This is a genomic window from Flavobacterium davisii (assembly GCF_042182265.1).
Classification (GTDB): domain Bacteria; phylum Bacteroidota; class Bacteroidia; order Flavobacteriales; family Flavobacteriaceae; genus Flavobacterium; species Flavobacterium davisii.
Genome location: NZ_CP097869.1, coordinates 2822474 through 2839634, shown reverse-complemented (window position 1 = coordinate 2839634; position 17161 = coordinate 2822474). Strand labels below are relative to the sequence as shown.

At 29.3% G+C, this 17161-nt stretch carries 13 protein-coding genes; 10 read left to right on the top strand and 3 right to left on the bottom strand.

Annotated features, from left to right (window positions below; translation table 11 throughout):
• Nucleotides 1-150 precede the first annotated feature (150 nt).
• The gene (gene lysA / locus NAB20_RS12125; protein ID WP_088394786.1) at nucleotides 151-1356 is read right to left on the bottom strand and encodes a diaminopimelate decarboxylase; all 1206 of its coding nucleotides are present in this window, start codon (nucleotides 1354-1356) and stop codon (nucleotides 151-153) included.
• Between the two features lie 254 nt (nucleotides 1357-1610).
• Here lysA and sucC point away from each other — a divergent pair, with 254 nt between their 5' ends.
• From sucC to NAB20_RS12085, 8 genes are all read left to right on the top strand, one after another.
• A complete protein-coding gene (gene sucC / locus NAB20_RS12120) occupies nucleotides 1611-2804 on the top strand; it encodes an ADP-forming succinate--CoA ligase subunit beta (protein ID WP_014164319.1) in 1194 nt (397 codons plus the stop codon).
• Nucleotides 2805-3318: 514 nt separating this feature from the next.
• The gene (locus NAB20_RS12115) at nucleotides 3319-5550 is read left to right on the top strand and encodes a hypothetical protein (RefSeq protein WP_375605193.1); all 2232 of its coding nucleotides are present in this window, start codon (nucleotides 3319-3321) and stop codon (nucleotides 5548-5550) included.
• A gap of 12 nt (nucleotides 5551-5562) precedes the next feature.
• Entirely contained in the window at nucleotides 5563-6675 is a 1113-nt protein-coding gene (locus NAB20_RS12110) for an SH3 domain-containing protein (RefSeq protein WP_105196880.1), read from the top strand.
• A 35-nt stretch (nucleotides 6676-6710) separates the two neighbouring features.
• Nucleotides 6711-7004, top strand: a complete 294-nt coding sequence (locus NAB20_RS12105) for a hypothetical protein (protein WP_375605192.1) — start codon at nucleotides 6711-6713, stop codon at nucleotides 7002-7004.
• Nucleotides 6973-8832 (top strand): peptidoglycan DD-metalloendopeptidase family protein, encoded by a 1860-nt coding sequence (locus NAB20_RS12100; RefSeq protein WP_375605191.1) that lies wholly within the window; start codon nucleotides 6973-6975, stop codon nucleotides 8830-8832. Before NAB20_RS12105 ends, NAB20_RS12100 begins: the two co-directional genes overlap by 32 nt.
• Before the next feature lie 89 nt (nucleotides 8833-8921).
• Nucleotides 8922-9974, top strand: coding sequence for a hypothetical protein (locus NAB20_RS12095; protein WP_375605190.1), 1053 nt, complete (start codon nucleotides 8922-8924; stop codon nucleotides 9972-9974).
• Between the two features lie 200 nt (nucleotides 9975-10174).
• On the top strand, nucleotides 10175-11359 hold the full coding sequence (locus NAB20_RS12090; RefSeq protein ID WP_375605189.1) for an XAC2610-related protein: 1185 nt from the start codon (nucleotides 10175-10177) through the stop codon (nucleotides 11357-11359).
• Nucleotides 11360-11499: 140 nt separating this feature from the next.
• Nucleotides 11500-12489, top strand: a complete 990-nt coding sequence (locus NAB20_RS12085) for a hypothetical protein (RefSeq protein ID WP_375605188.1) — start codon at nucleotides 11500-11502, stop codon at nucleotides 12487-12489.
• A gap of 181 nt (nucleotides 12490-12670) precedes the next feature.
• On the opposite strand, the gene NAB20_RS12080 is transcribed toward NAB20_RS12085, so the two are convergent.
• Both NAB20_RS12080 and NAB20_RS12075 read right to left on the bottom strand, forming a co-directional pair.
• On the bottom strand, nucleotides 12671-13243 hold the full coding sequence (locus NAB20_RS12080) for a dual specificity protein phosphatase family protein (protein WP_105196876.1): 573 nt from the start codon (nucleotides 13241-13243) through the stop codon (nucleotides 12671-12673).
• Entirely contained in the window at nucleotides 13243-15165 is a 1923-nt protein-coding gene (locus tag NAB20_RS12075; RefSeq protein WP_105196877.1) for an LTA synthase family protein, read from the bottom strand. The genes NAB20_RS12080 and NAB20_RS12075 overlap by 1 nt, the downstream gene beginning before the upstream one ends.
• Nucleotides 15166-15287: 122 nt before the next feature.
• Here NAB20_RS12075 and NAB20_RS12070 point away from each other — a divergent pair, with 122 nt between their 5' ends.
• Together NAB20_RS12070 and NAB20_RS12065 are read left to right on the top strand one after the other, a co-directional pair.
• On the top strand, nucleotides 15288-16712 hold the full coding sequence (locus NAB20_RS12070) for an L-serine ammonia-lyase (protein WP_375605187.1): 1425 nt from the start codon (nucleotides 15288-15290) through the stop codon (nucleotides 16710-16712).
• 96 nt (nucleotides 16713-16808) lie between these two features.
• Nucleotides 16809-17141, top strand: coding sequence for a HopJ type III effector protein (locus NAB20_RS12065; RefSeq protein WP_088393905.1), 333 nt, complete (start codon nucleotides 16809-16811; stop codon nucleotides 17139-17141).
• Nucleotides 17142-17161 lie beyond the last annotated feature (20 nt).

The following is a 17161-nucleotide window of genomic DNA, read 5'->3' as shown; positions in this document are numbered from 1 at the left end:
TGGTCGAATGGCTGAATTGCGACCTTTTTAGTATAATTTAATTAAACCCAGATTCCGCATTAGACTTCGTTGTGAAACAAAATTTTTCAATAAATTCAAGTTTAATTGATCTTTTATAAAAAAAGATGTTGTAAAATGTTGATCGTTGTTTTAAAATTCGATTACAATTTGATTTCGTATCAAATCATCTAAAGTCTCATGTTGACGTATTAAATAAGCAGTTTGATCTTTCCATAATACCTCTGCAGGTTTAAAGCGAGAATTGTAGTTAGAGGCCATCGTGAAAGCATAGGCTCCAGCATTTTTAAAAGCTAAAATATCCCCTTCTTTAATTTCTGATATTTTTTTATTGGTAGCAAAAGTATCGGTTTCGCAAATGTATCCTACTATGGTATAAAAACGTTCTTTCCCTTTTGGATTGGATATATTTATAATTTGATGCTCAGATCCATAAAGCATTGGGCGTATCAAGTGATTAAAACCAGAATCGACTCCTGCAAATACAGTAGAAGTAGTTTGTTTAACTACATTAACTTTTGTTAAAAAGATTCCAGCTTCGCTAACTAAAAATTTACCTGGTTCAAACATTAGAGTTAATTCTCTTCCATATTCTTTTTCAAAAGTATTGAAACGTTTGCTTAATTTTTTTCCTAATTCCTCAATGTCTGTTTCTATGTCCCCTTTTTTGTAAGCTACCTTAAAACCACTTCCCAAATCTATAAAATCTAATTTATTAAAATTTTTGGCTATTTCAAATAATATTTCAGTTGCTTCTAAGAAAACTTCTATATCTAAAATATCAGAACCTGTGTGCATGTGTAATCCATTAATGTGCATGCCAGTATTTTTTACAATTCTAAGAATATGAGGTAATTGATGTATAGATATTCCAAATTTACTGTCAATATGTCCAACCGAAATATTAGCATTGCCTCCAGCCATAATATGAGGATTTATACGTATACATACAGGAGTTTTTGGATGTTTGTTGCCAAATTGTTCTAGAATAGATAAATTGTCAATGTTGATTTGAACACCTAATTCAGAAGCAGTTTCTATTTCTTGTAAAGAAACGCCATTAGGGGTGAAGATTATTTTTTCAGGTGTAAAGCCAGCTAATAGTCCAAGTTGAACTTCCTGTATAGAAACCGTATCAAGTCCTGAATTTAATTTGTTAAATACTTTTAAAATGGAAAGGTTTGATAAGGCTTTGACAGCATAATTTATTTGAAGCTTTTCTACTTTGTTAAAAGCATTGATTAGTCGGTTATACTGATTTTCAATTTTTTCTGCATGATAAATATATAAAGGAGCTCCGTATGACTGTTCGATTTGTAATAAATTAATTTCTTCCATTTTTAAAATTTTGATAAAAGTATAAAGTTCTTTTTTTTGAAGAAAATAAATAGGGATTTAAAATAAAATTACAACAAAATGTTTTTTTTGTAACATTTTTATTTAATAGGATCCTTAAATAAAAGATGAATTTAAAGATTAGAAATGAAGTAAACTTAATATTTAATAACTTTAAATAAAAGTTGATTTGGATTATATTTTTCTTTTTAAAATTATTATTTTTGTGGCACTTTATAAAAGTCAAAAGAAATATTATGAATTTACACGAATATCAAGGGAAACAGATATTAGCAAGCTACGGAGTACGTGTTCAGCGTGGTTATGTAGCAAATAATGCTGAAGAAGCGGTTGCTAAAGCAAAACAACTTACAGATGAAACAGGTACAGGATGGCATGTGATAAAAGCACAAATCCATGCGGGTGGTCGTGGTAAAGGTGGTGGTGTTAAGTTGGCTAAAAACTTAGATCAAGTAAAAGAATTAGCAGGTCAAATCATTGGAATGGATTTGATAACTCCTCAAACACCTCCAACAGGAAAAAGAGTTCATAAAGTTTTGGTGGCAGAAGACGTTTACTATCCAGGTGAAAGTGAAACGAAGGAGTTTTATATGTCTGTATTACTAAACAGAGGAACAGGTCGTAATATGATCATGTATTCTACTGAAGGAGGTATGGATATAGAAGAGGTAGCAGAGCATACTCCTGACAAAATTTTTACAGAAGAAATTGATCCAGCTGTTGGTTTACAAGGTTTTCAGGCTAGAAAAATTGCTTTTAACTTAGGTTTATCAGGTGAAGCATTCAAAGAAATGGTGAAATTTGTTGATGCTTTATACAAAGCGTACGTTGGATCGGATTCTTCAATGTTTGAAATTAATCCTGTTTTAAAAACATCAGATAATAAGATAATGGCTGTGGACGCAAAAGTGTCTTTAGATGATAACGCATTATATCGTCATGCTGATTTAGCTGAAATGCGTGATATTACTGAAGAGCGTCCAATTGAAGTAGAAGCTAAAGAAGCAGGATTAAATTATGTTGATTTAGATGGTACTGTAGGATGTATGGTAAATGGTGCTGGTTTAGCAATGGCTACTATGGATTTAATTAAATATGCAGGTTATGAGCCAGCAAACTTTTTGGATGTAGGAGGTACAGCAGATGCTAAACGTGTAGAGACAGCTTTTCGTATTATTCTAAAAGACCCGAATGTAAAAGCTATATTAATTAATATCTTTGGAGGTATTGTTCGTTGTGATCGTGTGGCACAAGGTGTAGTAGATGCTTATAAAAATATGGGAGATGCTATTAATGTTCCTATTATTGTACGTTTACAAGGTACTAATGCTGAAATAGCAAAAGAACTAATTGATAATTCAGGTATGCCGATTTTATCAGCAGTTCAATTCCAAGAAGCAGCAGATCAAGTAAAAGTAGCTCTATCTTAATAAATATTAGTTACTAAAATAATAACTCCAAAAAAGCATTAGCTATTTTGGAGTTTTTTTATTGAATCTATTTTAAAGAAGACTTCTTTATATTTAGTTCCAAATTCCGCATTAGACTTTATGTGCGAGATGAAAAGACAAAAAACTTTCTTGAAGATAGGGAGCAAAAGCCTTAATCTAATCGTAGTTTGTCAATTCTTTTTTACTAAATGTTCCTTGACAAACTAAAAAATAAAGGAGGCATATCTGAGATAAAATAAAGGAAATAGAAAAGACATAATATCATAATATCATTCCGTCTTTTTTATAAATAAAAAAAAGCCTCCACTATTTTATTTTCTTCAATTCCTTATCAATTAAAATGAGATTGATTTTCTACACAATAACACAAATATCAAAATAATAATAAATAAAAAGCACAAAAATTGATAAGAATATTTAAATTTGACAAAACAACCAAATGTTTAACAAAATATTTTTAAACATTGAAAACTAACTAAAAAACAGATTTATAATGAAAAAAGGAATATCTGTAATATCAGGCGTAACCTCGCCCACAGTAGGCGAAAAAATGACCTACCACATATCCGAATGGTACCCCAATACCCCCTTATCCGAAAGAGAAAAAGCCAACGTTACTTGGGAGCTATTCAAAAAAAGAAGCGATGGAAGATTTACCACCACCCATGTTAAGAAAAAAGGAGACAGCAGTTTTACCTTTGGCGAATCTTCGGCAGGAGAAACCTACCGATTAGAAGCCTATTTATACCAACCCGAAGGAGGCGGATTAATCATAACCCCCAAAGCCAGCAGAATCCCCAAAATATGCAAAGTAGACCTAACCTATGTAGACGATAGTAAAGGAAGTGTTTTTAGTTTTACAGAAAAACTACGAGCCAAAGCGCATTGTGTAAATATGTTTAACAAAGAAATTTTATTTACCTTATGGGAAGACGACGCAAAAGGCAGCGGACACAATGCCTCTAACAAACTCATTGATACAAAGAAGGCAAAAGTAGATTTATATGGTAATGTTGTAGTAGACTTTATGCTAACCAAAGCCTTGATGAAGAAAGCCATGCAAGGAGAAGCAGATATAAGAGAACTAGAGTTTTATGTAACAGTAGAATATTACAAAAATAAAAAGCACACAACAGCAAACGTAGATATACAAAATCCATTACCTACAGAAAATAAACCCCCTTCTCAGTCTACGGGAATAAAAAAAGCCAAAGGTTCTCCAGCTGAAGAAAAACCAAAAAGCAAGAAAGAGGAAAGTGGCTTATTAAACCCTATTTCCAAAGCCTTAGGCGAAATATGGGATTGGGTAGAAACCCAAGGAACTGCCCTAAGAGACAAACCCCACACCATTGAAATCCCAGAGGGAAAAAGCCCCGCTATTGTGGGGAAAACGAAGGGGGTGAAAAAAGAGAAATTTAAACCTGTGATTGGTAATGGTGAAGAAGCAGTAATATACATAACCAGTGAAATAGCAACAGAAATCGAAGTGGATAAAAATGGTGATATTGTTTCTTATCCCGATTTCGGAGGGTATAATGGAATAGAGGAGTATATAATAAACAATAAAATTTATTGTAAAAAAATTAAAGTAAAAGGAAAAGTAAAAAGTGCATTCCCTACGTACAAAGCCTATATTTATAGAGGGAATACAGTTGGAGAAGCAGTAAAAAAACTTAAACAAGATATAAAATTCAATACTCACGAAAATGCTGAACCTACGGTTTTAGAAGTTGCAAGGCATACACTAGGAAACAATAAAAACTATGGTGACAAAGGTCCAACCCCTCCAAATAGCACCGGAAATCTTTACAGACTTAGATATAAAATTGGATCGAATAAAGGAAAAACTAGTTATCGTTATCGAATTGTAGAAGATAATTCGAGTAATCTTCCATCTGTTAAAGATCTTAAAAAAGAATATCAATCAGGGGCAATGAATATTGGTACAAGAAGTTCAATATCTATAGACCCTTGGAATTCAGCTGGGTTAGTTGGGTGTATTGGTATCAGAGGAGAAAAGGGTATAGTTCATCCTAATTGTAAAAATATGTACCCTAATCAAGATAAAGAAAATTATAAATATATTTATCACTCAATAAACAACTATCTAGAAGAGATTATTCCTGAACTAACAGGCGTTTATGGAAGAAGAGGTTTTTCCACCTCTTCAGGAACCGTGTTAGTTAAAGAATCAAGCTACAAAGAAGAAATAAAAGTTTTTGTATTAGTGGATAAGCTACCTGAATTAAAATTATTCGATATTGAAGATGCAAAAATAGCTTTACGTGTCATATATGACAATTATGGTGAAGATATAGCTACAATCGTTGAAAAAATGTATCGTTTAGAAACCACTCATTTTACCTCTGGTCAATATCAACATTGTGGAACTGGGGGTATGGAAGTATTTGGCAAAGCTCCATATTACGGCTGGGATTCAACTACATTTAAAAATCATCCTGAACATACACCTATTGGAACTTGGAGTTCGTTTGAAGGCAAAGCCTTAAGTGAAGAGGGAGGAAACAAACAACAAAAGGATAAACCAAAAACATTTGTAAAACTTCCTTCAGTATTAGCTGGTATGGAATACAAAGCAGAATATATCAAAAGATATAATGGAAATTATGCAAGGTGGTATAATGCAAATGATCTTGATGCACAAGAAATTTACAAAGAAAAATTAAAAGGCATTAAAGCAAGAATTGTTGAAACTTTCAAATAAATAAATTTTAAAATGAGAAGAATTTTTTTTACCCATTTAGTAATCATTCTTTTTCTACTTTCTTGTAGGAACGAAGTAAAAAAAGAATCAACTGGTATCAAACAAGGTTTTGAAAAAGGCATAAATTGTGATAATATACTTGTTACACTTATCAAAAACTCTAGTATATCAAATCCTTTTAAATCAAAAATAAAAGCAGAAATTGACAAAAATGAAGATAACAAAATTACTGTTAGATTATTTGTAGAGTCAGAATCTGGAGTTAATAAAGAAAATAGCATTGGCTGGTTGATTATTGATGTAGCTAAAAGAAGACTATTTGACATCACTAATGATATTGAAAATCCAGTTGAATTAAAATTTAATCCATCTGATTTTGATTTCTTTCTTAAATGTGAAAATTTAAATACAAAAAACACTATTATGACAAATACAAAAATTGATTTTAATGAACTTTTTAACGAAGGTAGCAATATTGATTTTACTCCAAAAGACCTTAGTAAGGATATAACTGAAATAAAAGAATTCAAATCAAAGCTTATTTTATTTGAAAATTCAAATCCTGAAAATTTCGATTCTGAAAATTTAGAAACTTTAATTAATAACGAAACTTTTACAAATTCGGAAAGTTTCATAAATGGAGAATGGTTAGACTATTTTATAAAAAAATATAAATTGGATGTATCAAATTTACAAACACTAATGTCTAAAGCCATAGAACAAGAAGATTTCAGCGCAGTTAAAACACTTGCCAAAAATGGTTATATATTTAATATAGAAGAATTAGAATCGTCAAAGGAACAATTAAAATATTTTAAAAGTCTAAATGGGAAAATAGATGTTGAAAATTATTATGACCCTTCTTATTCACATATCGAAAAAATATTTAATTTAATAAATAAAGCTTATCAAAATTATGTAATTTACGACAAAGATGGATATACTAATTTAAGGAGTGAATCAAATTCAAATTCAGACATAATAGTAAAAATTAATTCTGGTGAACATATTAAAGTCCTTAAACCTATTGAGCAAGATGAAAAAGAAAATATAGACTGGTATTACATTGAGACAAAAGATGGCAAAAAAGGTTACGTACACAAATCTAGAATTGTATCAAAATAAGTAAGAGGCTGTCTTTTTGGACAGCCTCTTATAATATGCCTCTTGCTTTGCTCCACTTATATATAACCCAAAAGACAAGACAAGGATTTGTACAAAAAAAAGGAAGTAATATTACAAAACAAAAATACGCAACAGTAAACGTAGAAATAAAAAAAGCCAAAGGTTCTCCAGCTGAAGAAAAACCAAAAAGCAAGAAAGAGGAAAGTGGCTTATTAAACCCTATTTCCGAAACCTTAGGTGAAATATGGGATTGGGTAGAAACCCAAGGAACTGCCCTAAGAGACAAACCCCACACCATTGAAATCCCGGAGGGAAAAAGCCCTCTATAAGCTAGGGGCTAATTTTGTTAAAATCAAGAATGCCCCACTAGAAGAAGAAATATATGTAGTAGCAAAAACCGTATTGCTAGATGGGAAAGAAGTAAACATTAAAATAAAAGAAAAAGAAGAAATTTTAATAGCTAAAGTTGCGGATTTACCCGTTCAAGAAGCGAAAAAAGAGGGTGCAGAACTAACCACATTAAAAGCTACAGTAGAAAAAGGAGAAGCTAAAATAAAAATTAAACTCCGTCCTAAATCTGATGAGGATTTAAAAAAGTGGAAAGAAAAACTGGCTGGAATAAAAGACGGACAGTATACATATACTTTTGGAGGTAAAAATGACACTAGTACTGATGCCAAGAAAAAAACGGTTGCTGGCGTAATTATTAAAAAAATAAAAGACGAATTAGCTAAAAATAAAAAATTTTCTAAAGCTGAGGATATTGTAAAAGCATTAGCAAATGCCTCGTATGAAAAAGGCGAAAAAATCACTTTCGACACCTACAAAGTACCGACCGAATACCTATGGCTACAGGCAGAATGCCAAGGTAACGTTAAAAAACACGAAGGGGAATTTTTGAAAAAAGATGGGGAGTATTTTGAGATAGGGAAAAAATGTGAGTGCGAAGCTAAGATTAGGGCTTTTTTAAGGATGTTAAGAGTTGGTGAAGGAACAGATGGAGAAAAAGGCTATACAAGACAATACAGTGGTAAACAGTTTTCTGATATGAATGACCATCCACATGAGGTAATAACTTCTGGAAAATATTCTTCCTCTGCTGCTGGAGCTTATCAAATAGTGGCTGACACTTATGATGGTCTAGCCACTTATAGAACCAAATATAATATTCCAAATTTCAATCAAGAATCTCAAGACAAATTATGTGTAGTAATTTTAAAACATAGTTACCAAGATGAGAGGCCTAATAATTTTTATAATCCAACATATTGGAAAGATAAAGAAAAAAAAATTAGAGATTACGAAAAGGAGAACATAGCAAAAGAAAGAAGAAAACGCTTTAAAGGACAAAATGGGGACATTATTAAAATGATTTTAGATAATAATTATGAAAAAGCAGTTTTGTTGTCAGCTCTTTGTTGGGCAAGTCTTCCCGATTCTCCTTATGGTCAGCCTACAAAAACAAAAGAAGATTGTAAAGCGAATTATGAAAAGTTTCTTAAAGAAGAGTTGGAAGAAAAATCAGATTTACATATTAAAAAAGGTTTTCTAAAAGAATTTGGATATAGTTGTGGTTGTAATAATGATACTTGTCCTGATGATTTTTCACAATGTTTTAACTATGCAGATGTTTGGGATAATCCAGAAATAAGTAGTGATAATGGAGGTAAAAATAACAACCGTTATGGCTATAATTCAACTCGTGGTCATAAAGGGATAGATATTTTGTCAGGTCCTATATATAAAGATGTACATTCTTTAATGTGTGGCACTGTGGGAAAAATTGTTGATACATTTAAAACAAATGAATACAAAGAGCATAGTTTAGGAAATACTCTGATGATAAAATCTAAAGATAAGGATGGCAACGAAATTTTTATTTTATATTGTCATTTAGATGAGATTTATGTACAAGAAGGAGATAAAGTAAAGCATGGGCAAAGAGTAGCGAAATCTGGAAGTACAGGCAATGCTTCTTATAGCGGGTTGCCAAATGGGGTTAAAGGACATGGTATTGAGAAAGAGTATTGGCATTGCCATATAGAAGCAGCTACAAAAGGTGAAGGCTCAAATAATTTTTTTAATTTGGGAAGTTATAGAGTAAAAGCTGAAGATTATATGAAAACAAAATTTGATGAAAATGGTAATAAAATTTAGTATTATGAAATCGCAACTATCAACGAGTTTTTTATAAACAAATATCAATGATGATAAGTGATTCTGTATGACAAATAAAATTTAAAAGTATGAAGCAAATAATAAAACTTGTAATAATTAGTTTTTTGATTATTTCTTGTAATGGACAAAATAATAAGAAAGTTGAAATCAGACAAGTAACTAATAAAGGTGATAATTTAGAACAAAATATTAATTTTTTAGACAAAAAGTATCTAAAAGGATATACTTTAAACATTGATGGATCATCTTTATCAGAACATCCTATAATGAGTTATCTTGATTGCAATAAAGAAGGATTGTTTACACTGCATTTTGTGCCAAGAACAGATTCATTGAGTTTTTTTTGGACAGAGGGGTATTTTAAAAAATACAAATACGAATATGACGATGCAGAAACAGAAAATAAAAATATTAGCAATCTTTTGGATAACAATCTTAAATCGTATAATATTTTTTCATACACAGTAAAAAAAGAATATTTGACAGGTAATCCTTGTTCATTAGAAGCTGTATATCTTAAAAGTAATACAATTGCAGAAATTTATATTTTTGATCAAAATAATAAAGTTTGGAAAAAACTAAGAGATGTAAAGTCTCAAACCCTTCCTGCTTATCACGACAATAATTATTTTTCAAATTTATTTCCAGATTTATTTTCTTTTGAAAATAATAATAAAACAAATTCTTTAGGAACAACATTTAAGACAGACAGAATAAAAATTAAAGAAGATTTATATCATTCTAAAAATTTAGACAATTTATTCAATTTGAATGGAGCAACTTATTCGCAAGGAAAAACTTATGTAAATATTGATTACAAATATCAATTGGAAACAATAAACATTATCGATATTAAAACAAATGAAATTAAAGACGTATATATTTTGTCAAAGAAAGATGAAATCTTATGCGATACACTTAAAATCAACAAAAATTTAATTATTGATACAAATATCATAATTAAAAAAGATAATAATAAAAAAGCGTTTTGTTTAAGGACTGCTAAAAACAATGAATTAAGTGCTATTTATATATTAGATAAAAATAATAAACTTTTAAAAATGCCTATAAACACCAAAATAGAATCAGCAGGAATTATCAATTTAGATGATAGAGATTAACCCGAAAGCCAAGACGACACTAAAAACACGAAGGAGAATTTTTGAAAAAAATTTGATCTTATTTTGAAGTTGCTATGAAATACAACATATAATGGAGTGGGCTTACAAAAATAGATATAGTATCTTTTTTTTGAGAAAAAGGTTGAACCTGAATTATATGAAAACAAAATTTGATAGCAATGGAGATAAAATATAGAGTGATGAAACAAATAATTAAAATTCTTTTATTCAGCTTTTTGATTACTGCTTGTAACGGCCAAGTTACAAATAGCAAAAAACTGAAAACCTATAAAGACAATACACAAAATCAAAATACCAATAAGGAACAAGTGCCTGTTGATTTTTTTGATAAAAAATATTTTAATGGTTATATGATTTCATTTGGTGATTCTGATATATCTGAGCATCCATATCGTTATTATTATAATTATAGAAATAAAGAGGTACAATGGTTTGCCATAAGTTATGTACCAAAAGACATAAGTTTACGCAATTATTGGTTGAACTATCTTCAAGATCCTAATACAAATGAAATTGGAAAGAGCTCAGAAATTGAAAAAATAGTCACAAAAAAATTGAATTTATATAACATTTTTGCAGTTTATATACCTAAAATATACTTAGATGTATCAAATGGAGAATCGGAAGAAGCAATGTTTTTTAAAAAAAATACCGAAATTTATTTTTATCAATATAATCTTTCAGAGAAAAAATGGAATTTTCTAAAAAAATTAAAAACAAATAGTCCTTTAATCGGCAAATATGATTTTTTTTATAAACAGTTTCCTCAATTATTTTCTTCAAATATTGTTTCAAAATCAAGAAATAATGATATTGAAAATCTTTCAATATCTAAAAAATTCAAATTTAAGTTTCAAGTTTCAACAATCAATAATGACGAAGACAATGAAAAACAAAAAATTAATATTACTATAAAAAATATCGAAACAAATAAAAATCAAGAAATTGATTTTGTACCAGAGATGTTATATACAAAAAAGAACAATTTAAACTCTTCAATTCATTCCTATTTTAATCCTAAACAGGAATTGATAAAAACTTCAGAAGGGATTGAACAATATCACGATTTTATATTACTAGATTTTAATTTTGATGGTCTAGAAGATTTTGCAATAATAAATTATGAAGGAAGTAATGGAGGTCCTCAATATGCTTATTACAAACAAAACTCTAAAGGACAATTTGAATTGGATTTACAGCTAACTGATGATATTAGATTATTTCCTATAGAAATTAATAATAAAGGGAGAAATTTGAAATTTGGTCATCCTTCTGGATGTTGCAAAATAAATACATTTGTTATCAAGATTCAATCTAATGGAAAATGGAAAGAAACGTATTCTAAGTTAGATGATATTAAATAACTAATAGCCATAACTTTTTGGGAATCATATCTGATTTCTAGATAAAAATTAAAATGAAGCAGAAAGCTTTTAAGAATAAAGTTTTGAATATTAATTTGAATAAAAATTAAATTTGACTAAACAAGAAAAGGTAATGTAAAATGAAAATAAAAAACTTTTTCAAAAATTTATTAGTCGTGCTTACTTTTATTAGTTGCAATGGACAAACAAAAACTTCTGAAATAAAGTCAAAAAAAGAAAGTTCAAAATCATCTATTGTAGATAATTTTAATGCAGAAAAAAAACTTCATTTTGATTCAGAGAAAAAAGTTATATACTCAACTACATTCATTAAAAATTTAGGAAAATTCACAATTTATTATCTTCCTATTTCTAAACAAAACATTGATTATTACGATAAATTTGAAGTAAATAACAATATTAAACCCTTATATGAAGAATTAAATTCAGTTAATTATTATTCATCAAGTGATGAAAAAAAAATTGATCAAATACTCAAAGCTAAAGTAAAATTTGAAAACGATTTTTTAATAATAAGTACATTCATCCCTAAAGAATATATAAATATTCAAAGTGAAGAAGATTTTAGTATTGGATTCCCTTTCATACAAAAATACTATAAAAAAGAACAAGGAAATTGGTCATTTTTAATTGATAAAAAAATTAAAAATGCTAATGAAGAACAAAGCTTTAATTCGAAGGAATATTTTTTTACATTTTATCAAAATAAAAATTTAAACAAAAAATATTCAATCAATGGAAAATGGCAAGTTGATTGTAAAAATGGGCTTGGAAATTTAAATATAAAAGATAAAGAGGCTTCTTTAGTAGTTCTTTATAATCAGATATATATTGATATGTCAGAAATTAAAAAAAATGATATTGAAAATGGGGTATCTTATAAGTTAAAAGAAATCCCTGAAGATATTGGAAATATTGGACGTAATTTAAATTGGAAAGAATATTTAAATGATGAGCCAATAGCATATATAAAAATGATAAATGATAAAACTGTAAAATTTTATTGGTATGGTTTTTATAATGAAAAAACAAAAAAAAGAGAATTTAAAGAAATAAGTTTTAATCAAGAGAAGCAAGGAAAAGAAATAATACTGAAATTATGTAAATAATGTTTTTATTTGTAAATCTGTCTTTATAGAATATTTTAAAAAATATTAAACCCCGTTTTTTAGAACAACAGTTTTAAAAACGAGGTTTTAAATAGAAAAGTTAAATAAGTTTCTAACCTTGATTTTATTAATAAAATTGATTTACGAATCTGATTTTTAAAGGACTTGAGTATGTAAATTATTATTTTATTGTATCTTTTCTTTTTTTGTAATTGTGAAGAAAATCACCTTTTGGTTTTCCTAAATCAAAAGAAGAATATTTGGTTAACATTCTAGTGGAAGTACGGGCTTTATCTTTATCCCAGTTTTCGTATTCTATTCTGTAAAGTGCTGAATATAACTCAGCTCTACCTACACCGTGATAACAATGAATTAAAACGGGATAATTTTTAGGATTATCCATGATTTTATAAAAGGTCTGTAGATTTTCTTGTGTAGGAACTTGATCAGAACCGTTATTGTAATAGTTAAGACCAGGTATTTTTGTAATAGCTTCTTTTTCTGCTGTTAATTCAGAAGGGACTTCTGGGTTGTTTTCTAAATCTTCAGTTCCTGGAAATCGTAAGTCTACAATTGATTTTATTTTATACTTTTTTACATAATCTTCTATTTCATCGGGAGGTATTACACCACTTTTGTATACTTTTCCTTCTGTAATAGTTTCAAAATTGTGATTGAGGTGCATGTCATATACGTATTTTCCACCTATAATTCCTCCTAATATTGCTATGAATAATATTATTTTCTTTTTCATTATTGTGCTAATTTTTTATCTATAATTCTATCAAAATAATCTTTAATTAATGCTTTGCAAATTTCTGCCGTTTCTAGCATTTCTTGATTGGGTTTAATGGTAAGTTCTTTTTCTAGTGCTTTATCATTTTTGTCGTAAAAATGAATACCTTGATTACCATCAAAAGTACAAATATAATTGCCTCTTTGTAATTGGTAGCTATTACCATTAAAATTTATTGTAAAAGGAGATATGTTTGTTTTACTTGCTAAACTTCTTCCCCAGCTTCTAAAAGGTTTTGAGTATCCAATCATATCTAATACAGTAGGATAAATATCTATTTGTTGAGCAAAATCATTATTTTCGCCTTTTAGACTTCCATCTGGCTTGTAGATAAGGATAGGTACAGCTTGTCTATTTACAATTTTGTCATATTCAGGATATGCTGTAAGATTAGTATGATCTGCGGTTATAATGAATAGTGTATTTTTAAACCAAGGTTGTTTTTTAGCTTCCTCAAAAAAACGTTTAAAAGCATAATCTGTATATCCTACACATTGGTGTATTGGAATGGTTCCTTTAGGAAATTTACCTTCGTATTTTTTAGGAACTATATAAGGTTCGTGCGATGAAACGGTAAATATGGTACTAAAAAAAGGTGTTTTCTTTTGATCTAATGTTTTTTTCATGAACTGCATAAAAGGTTCGTCCCAAATGCCCCATACTCCGTCATGTTGCGTATCATCATTAAACTCCGTTTTTCCGTAATAATGATCAAAACCTAAAATATTTCCAAATCCAAGAAATCCCATAGATCCATTAGGTGCTCCATGAAAAAAAGAAGTATCATAACCTAATTCTTTTAGACAAGAAACTAAGGATTGAATTTTTTGATTAGGATAAGGGGAAGAGGTGAAAGCATCTCTAAAGGATGGAATTCCTGCAATAACAGAAGACATTCCATGGATGGATTTACTCCCATTGGCATAGGCATTAGTAAAGATTAAACTTTCTTTAGCTAATTCATCTAAAAAAGGGGTGTAACTTTTAAAATGAGGGATACGCGTGTTTTTATTCATACATCCCCAATATTCACGACCAAAACTTTCTGTTATAAATACGACAATATTAGGTTTGGAAGGATTATAGTTGTGATATTGTTTGATTGGTTGTATTTGACTATTTAATATAGTATCATTAATTGTGTAATTAACTTTTTGAAAAGTTGTTGTACGGAATGTTCTAATTAAAGCAAAAGGTGTGTTTAAAATTATATCCGCATGTTGTGGTTTGCTAACGTATTGATTGGCATCTATAAGGTTAATAGGACGAGTACTTTTTTTGAAATCTCCTCGTATTCCTCCTATTGATAAGATTAAAATAATTATCACTCCAATTTTTGAAGTTAAAAAGTATTTCCAATTATGTTGAACTTTTTCTTCTTGAACTTTAACTAACTTGTATAATTTAATCCAGATAAAAGCCGTTATAAAAAAGAGTAGATAAACATACCAATAACTTACAATAAATCTGAAAAACATATTTCCTTTATTCGATTCATGCTTAGCAATATCTAAAATAGCAATAGTGGTTCTTGAGTAGATGTATTTGTAGTATATAAAGTCAATAAAATTAGTGGCATAGGCTATTAAGTTAGTAATAAAATAGACATAAAATAATAGTTTTTGGTAGCCTTTGTTTGTATTGATCCATAAAGGAAATATGGAGAGTAATATAAACAAGGAATTTACGTATAATATAGCAGTAGTATCAAATATCAACCCATGAAATGCTAATTTAAAAAACTGTTCTAATGAATCTATTTTTAAAAATTTTAGATTGAAAAGAGTGAAAAGAACTCGAACTAAGGAGTAAAAAGTATATACAAGTAATATTCTGTAAGCTAGTGCTTTATATTCTTGAACTCTAATGTTTTTGATCATTATGGTGTTTTTTTACCACAAAAATAGGCCATAATATGATATCTCTATTTATATTTTTTAAAAAATTAACGCTTTTTTGTAAAGAATAGGAACCTTATCTTTGTGGGCTAAACTAGAAAATTATGGAAGAGTGTATTTCAGTATTTGATATGTTAAAAATAGGAGTAGGGCCTTCAAGTTCGCATACTTTAGGTCCTTGGCGTGCGGCTGAACAATTTTTAAATGAAGTTAAAGAAGCAAACATTCTAAATAAGACGAATAAGGTACAAGTTGATTTATATGGATCACTTTCATTAACAGGAGTAGGACATGCAACAGATTTAGCTGTAATGTTAGGTCTTAGCGGACAAGATCCAGAATATATTCCAGTTCAAGATATTGAGGGCATTATTCATCAGATTAATACTGCAAATGAATTAAAATTAGCGAATGAATTTGCCATAAAATTCAATCCAAAATTAGATATTATATTTAATAAAAACTTCTTACCTTTTCACGCTAATGGTTTGACTTTTACAGCTTTTTATGAAAATGGGAAATATGAATCCACTTTTTATTCAATAGGAGGCGGATTTGTGGTGAAAGAAGAAAGAAGCTCAGCTAAAGAAAAAGAAGAAGTGAAAAAAACATTTCCTTATCCTATAAATTATGCAACAGAATTATTAAACTATTGTCAACAACAAAATAGGAAAATATCTGAGATAGTTTATGATAATGAAAAATCAATTCGTACAGAAGATCAAATACATCACGAATTGATAAGAGTTTGGAATACGATGTTAGAATGTATGTATATTGGTTGTCATACAGAAGGTATTTTACCAGGCGGATTAAATGTAAGGAGAAGAGCTTATGATATGCACCAAAATCTCATCAGAAACTCCAGTTATAATTCACCGCAAGAATGGTTAGAAACGATTCGTAACACAGAAGTAAAGTTTAGACAAATACTTAAATGGGTCTCTTGCTTTGCATTAGCAGTAAATGAAGTAAATGCTTCACTAGGTCGTGTTGTTACAGCCCCTACCAATGGAAGTTCAGGGGTAATTCCTGCGGTATTAATGTATTATATGGTTATCGAAAATCATCAAGCTAATGACAGTCAAATTAAACAATTTTTGATGGTAGCGGGTGAAATTGGTTCTATTTTCAAAAAAGGAGCTACTATATCAGCAGCTATGGGAGGATGTCAAGCGGAAATAGGCGTTTCTTCAGCTATGGCGGCAGGTGCTTTATGCGAACTAATGGGAGGTACACCCGAACAAGTTTTAATGGCAGCAGAAATTGCTATGGAACATCATTTAGGACTCACTTGTGACCCTATTGGTGGACTTGTTCAAATTCCTTGTATAGAACGAAATACAATGGGCGCTATTAAAGCAATTAATGCCGCAGAATTAGCATTAGAAACAGATCCTAAAAATGCAAAGGTTCCATTAGATAAAGTTGTAAATACCATGTGGGAAACAGCTAAAGATATGAATAATAAATATAAAGAAACCTCGGAAGGAGGATTGGCAGTTGCCGTAAATATGGCCGATTGTTAAGATAAGTATTAATTAAATTCCGATGGTCAAAATGATAAAATGACCATTTTTTCGAATAGCTTTTTTATCTTTAACTCAATTAAAAAATAAAAAATAATGGATCTTTTAATTCAAAAAATAATAAAAGAAGAAAATATTTCTTTTGAAGAAGTAATAGCCCATATTGATGTAAATTATGTGTTTACTCCAGTAGCTTTCAAAAACGGAAATCAAATGAATCAAATAGGAGAAAATAATGGTTCTTGTAAAATATTTTCTTTTGCCCTTTTACATGAATTAAATAAAGAACAAACGTTAAAGCTTTTCGGGAAATTTTACTATGACGTACTAGCAAAACCAGAAGAACAAGATCATCAAAATATACGAAATTTTATTAAATTTGGTTGGGATGGTGTTAAATTTGAAAAACAAGCACTTTCTTTAAAATAGTAAAGAAGTAATAGCCTTTT

What these genes read in the sequence shown, in the direction of transcription:
- lysA (WP_088394786.1), bottom strand. Translation starts at nt 1,356, where the DNA reads ATGGAAGAAATTAATTTATTACAAATCGAACAGTCATACGGAGCTCCT.
- sucC (WP_014164319.1), top strand. Translation starts at nt 1,611, where the DNA reads ATGAATTTACACGAATATCAAGGGAAACAGATATTAGCAAGCTACGGA.
- NAB20_RS12115 (WP_375605193.1), top strand. Translation starts at nt 3,319, where the DNA reads ATGAAAAAAGGAATATCTGTAATATCAGGCGTAACCTCGCCCACAGTA.
- NAB20_RS12110 (WP_105196880.1), top strand. Translation starts at nt 5,563, where the DNA reads ATGAGAAGAATTTTTTTTACCCATTTAGTAATCATTCTTTTTCTACTT.
- NAB20_RS12105 (WP_375605192.1), top strand. Translation starts at nt 6,711, where the DNA reads ATGCCTCTTGCTTTGCTCCACTTATATATAACCCAAAAGACAAGACAA.
- NAB20_RS12095 (WP_375605190.1), top strand. Translation starts at nt 8,922, where the DNA reads ATGAAGCAAATAATAAAACTTGTAATAATTAGTTTTTTGATTATTTCT.
- NAB20_RS12090 (WP_375605189.1), top strand. Translation starts at nt 10,175, where the DNA reads ATGAAACAAATAATTAAAATTCTTTTATTCAGCTTTTTGATTACTGCT.
- NAB20_RS12085 (WP_375605188.1), top strand. Translation starts at nt 11,500, where the DNA reads ATGAAAATAAAAAACTTTTTCAAAAATTTATTAGTCGTGCTTACTTTT.
- NAB20_RS12080 (WP_105196876.1), bottom strand. Translation starts at nt 13,243, where the DNA reads ATGAAAAAGAAAATAATATTATTCATAGCAATATTAGGAGGAATTATA.
- NAB20_RS12075 (WP_105196877.1), bottom strand. Translation starts at nt 15,165, where the DNA reads ATGATCAAAAACATTAGAGTTCAAGAATATAAAGCACTAGCTTACAGA.
- NAB20_RS12070 (WP_375605187.1), top strand. Translation starts at nt 15,288, where the DNA reads ATGGAAGAGTGTATTTCAGTATTTGATATGTTAAAAATAGGAGTAGGG.
- NAB20_RS12065 (WP_088393905.1), top strand. Translation starts at nt 16,809, where the DNA reads ATGGATCTTTTAATTCAAAAAATAATAAAAGAAGAAAATATTTCTTTT.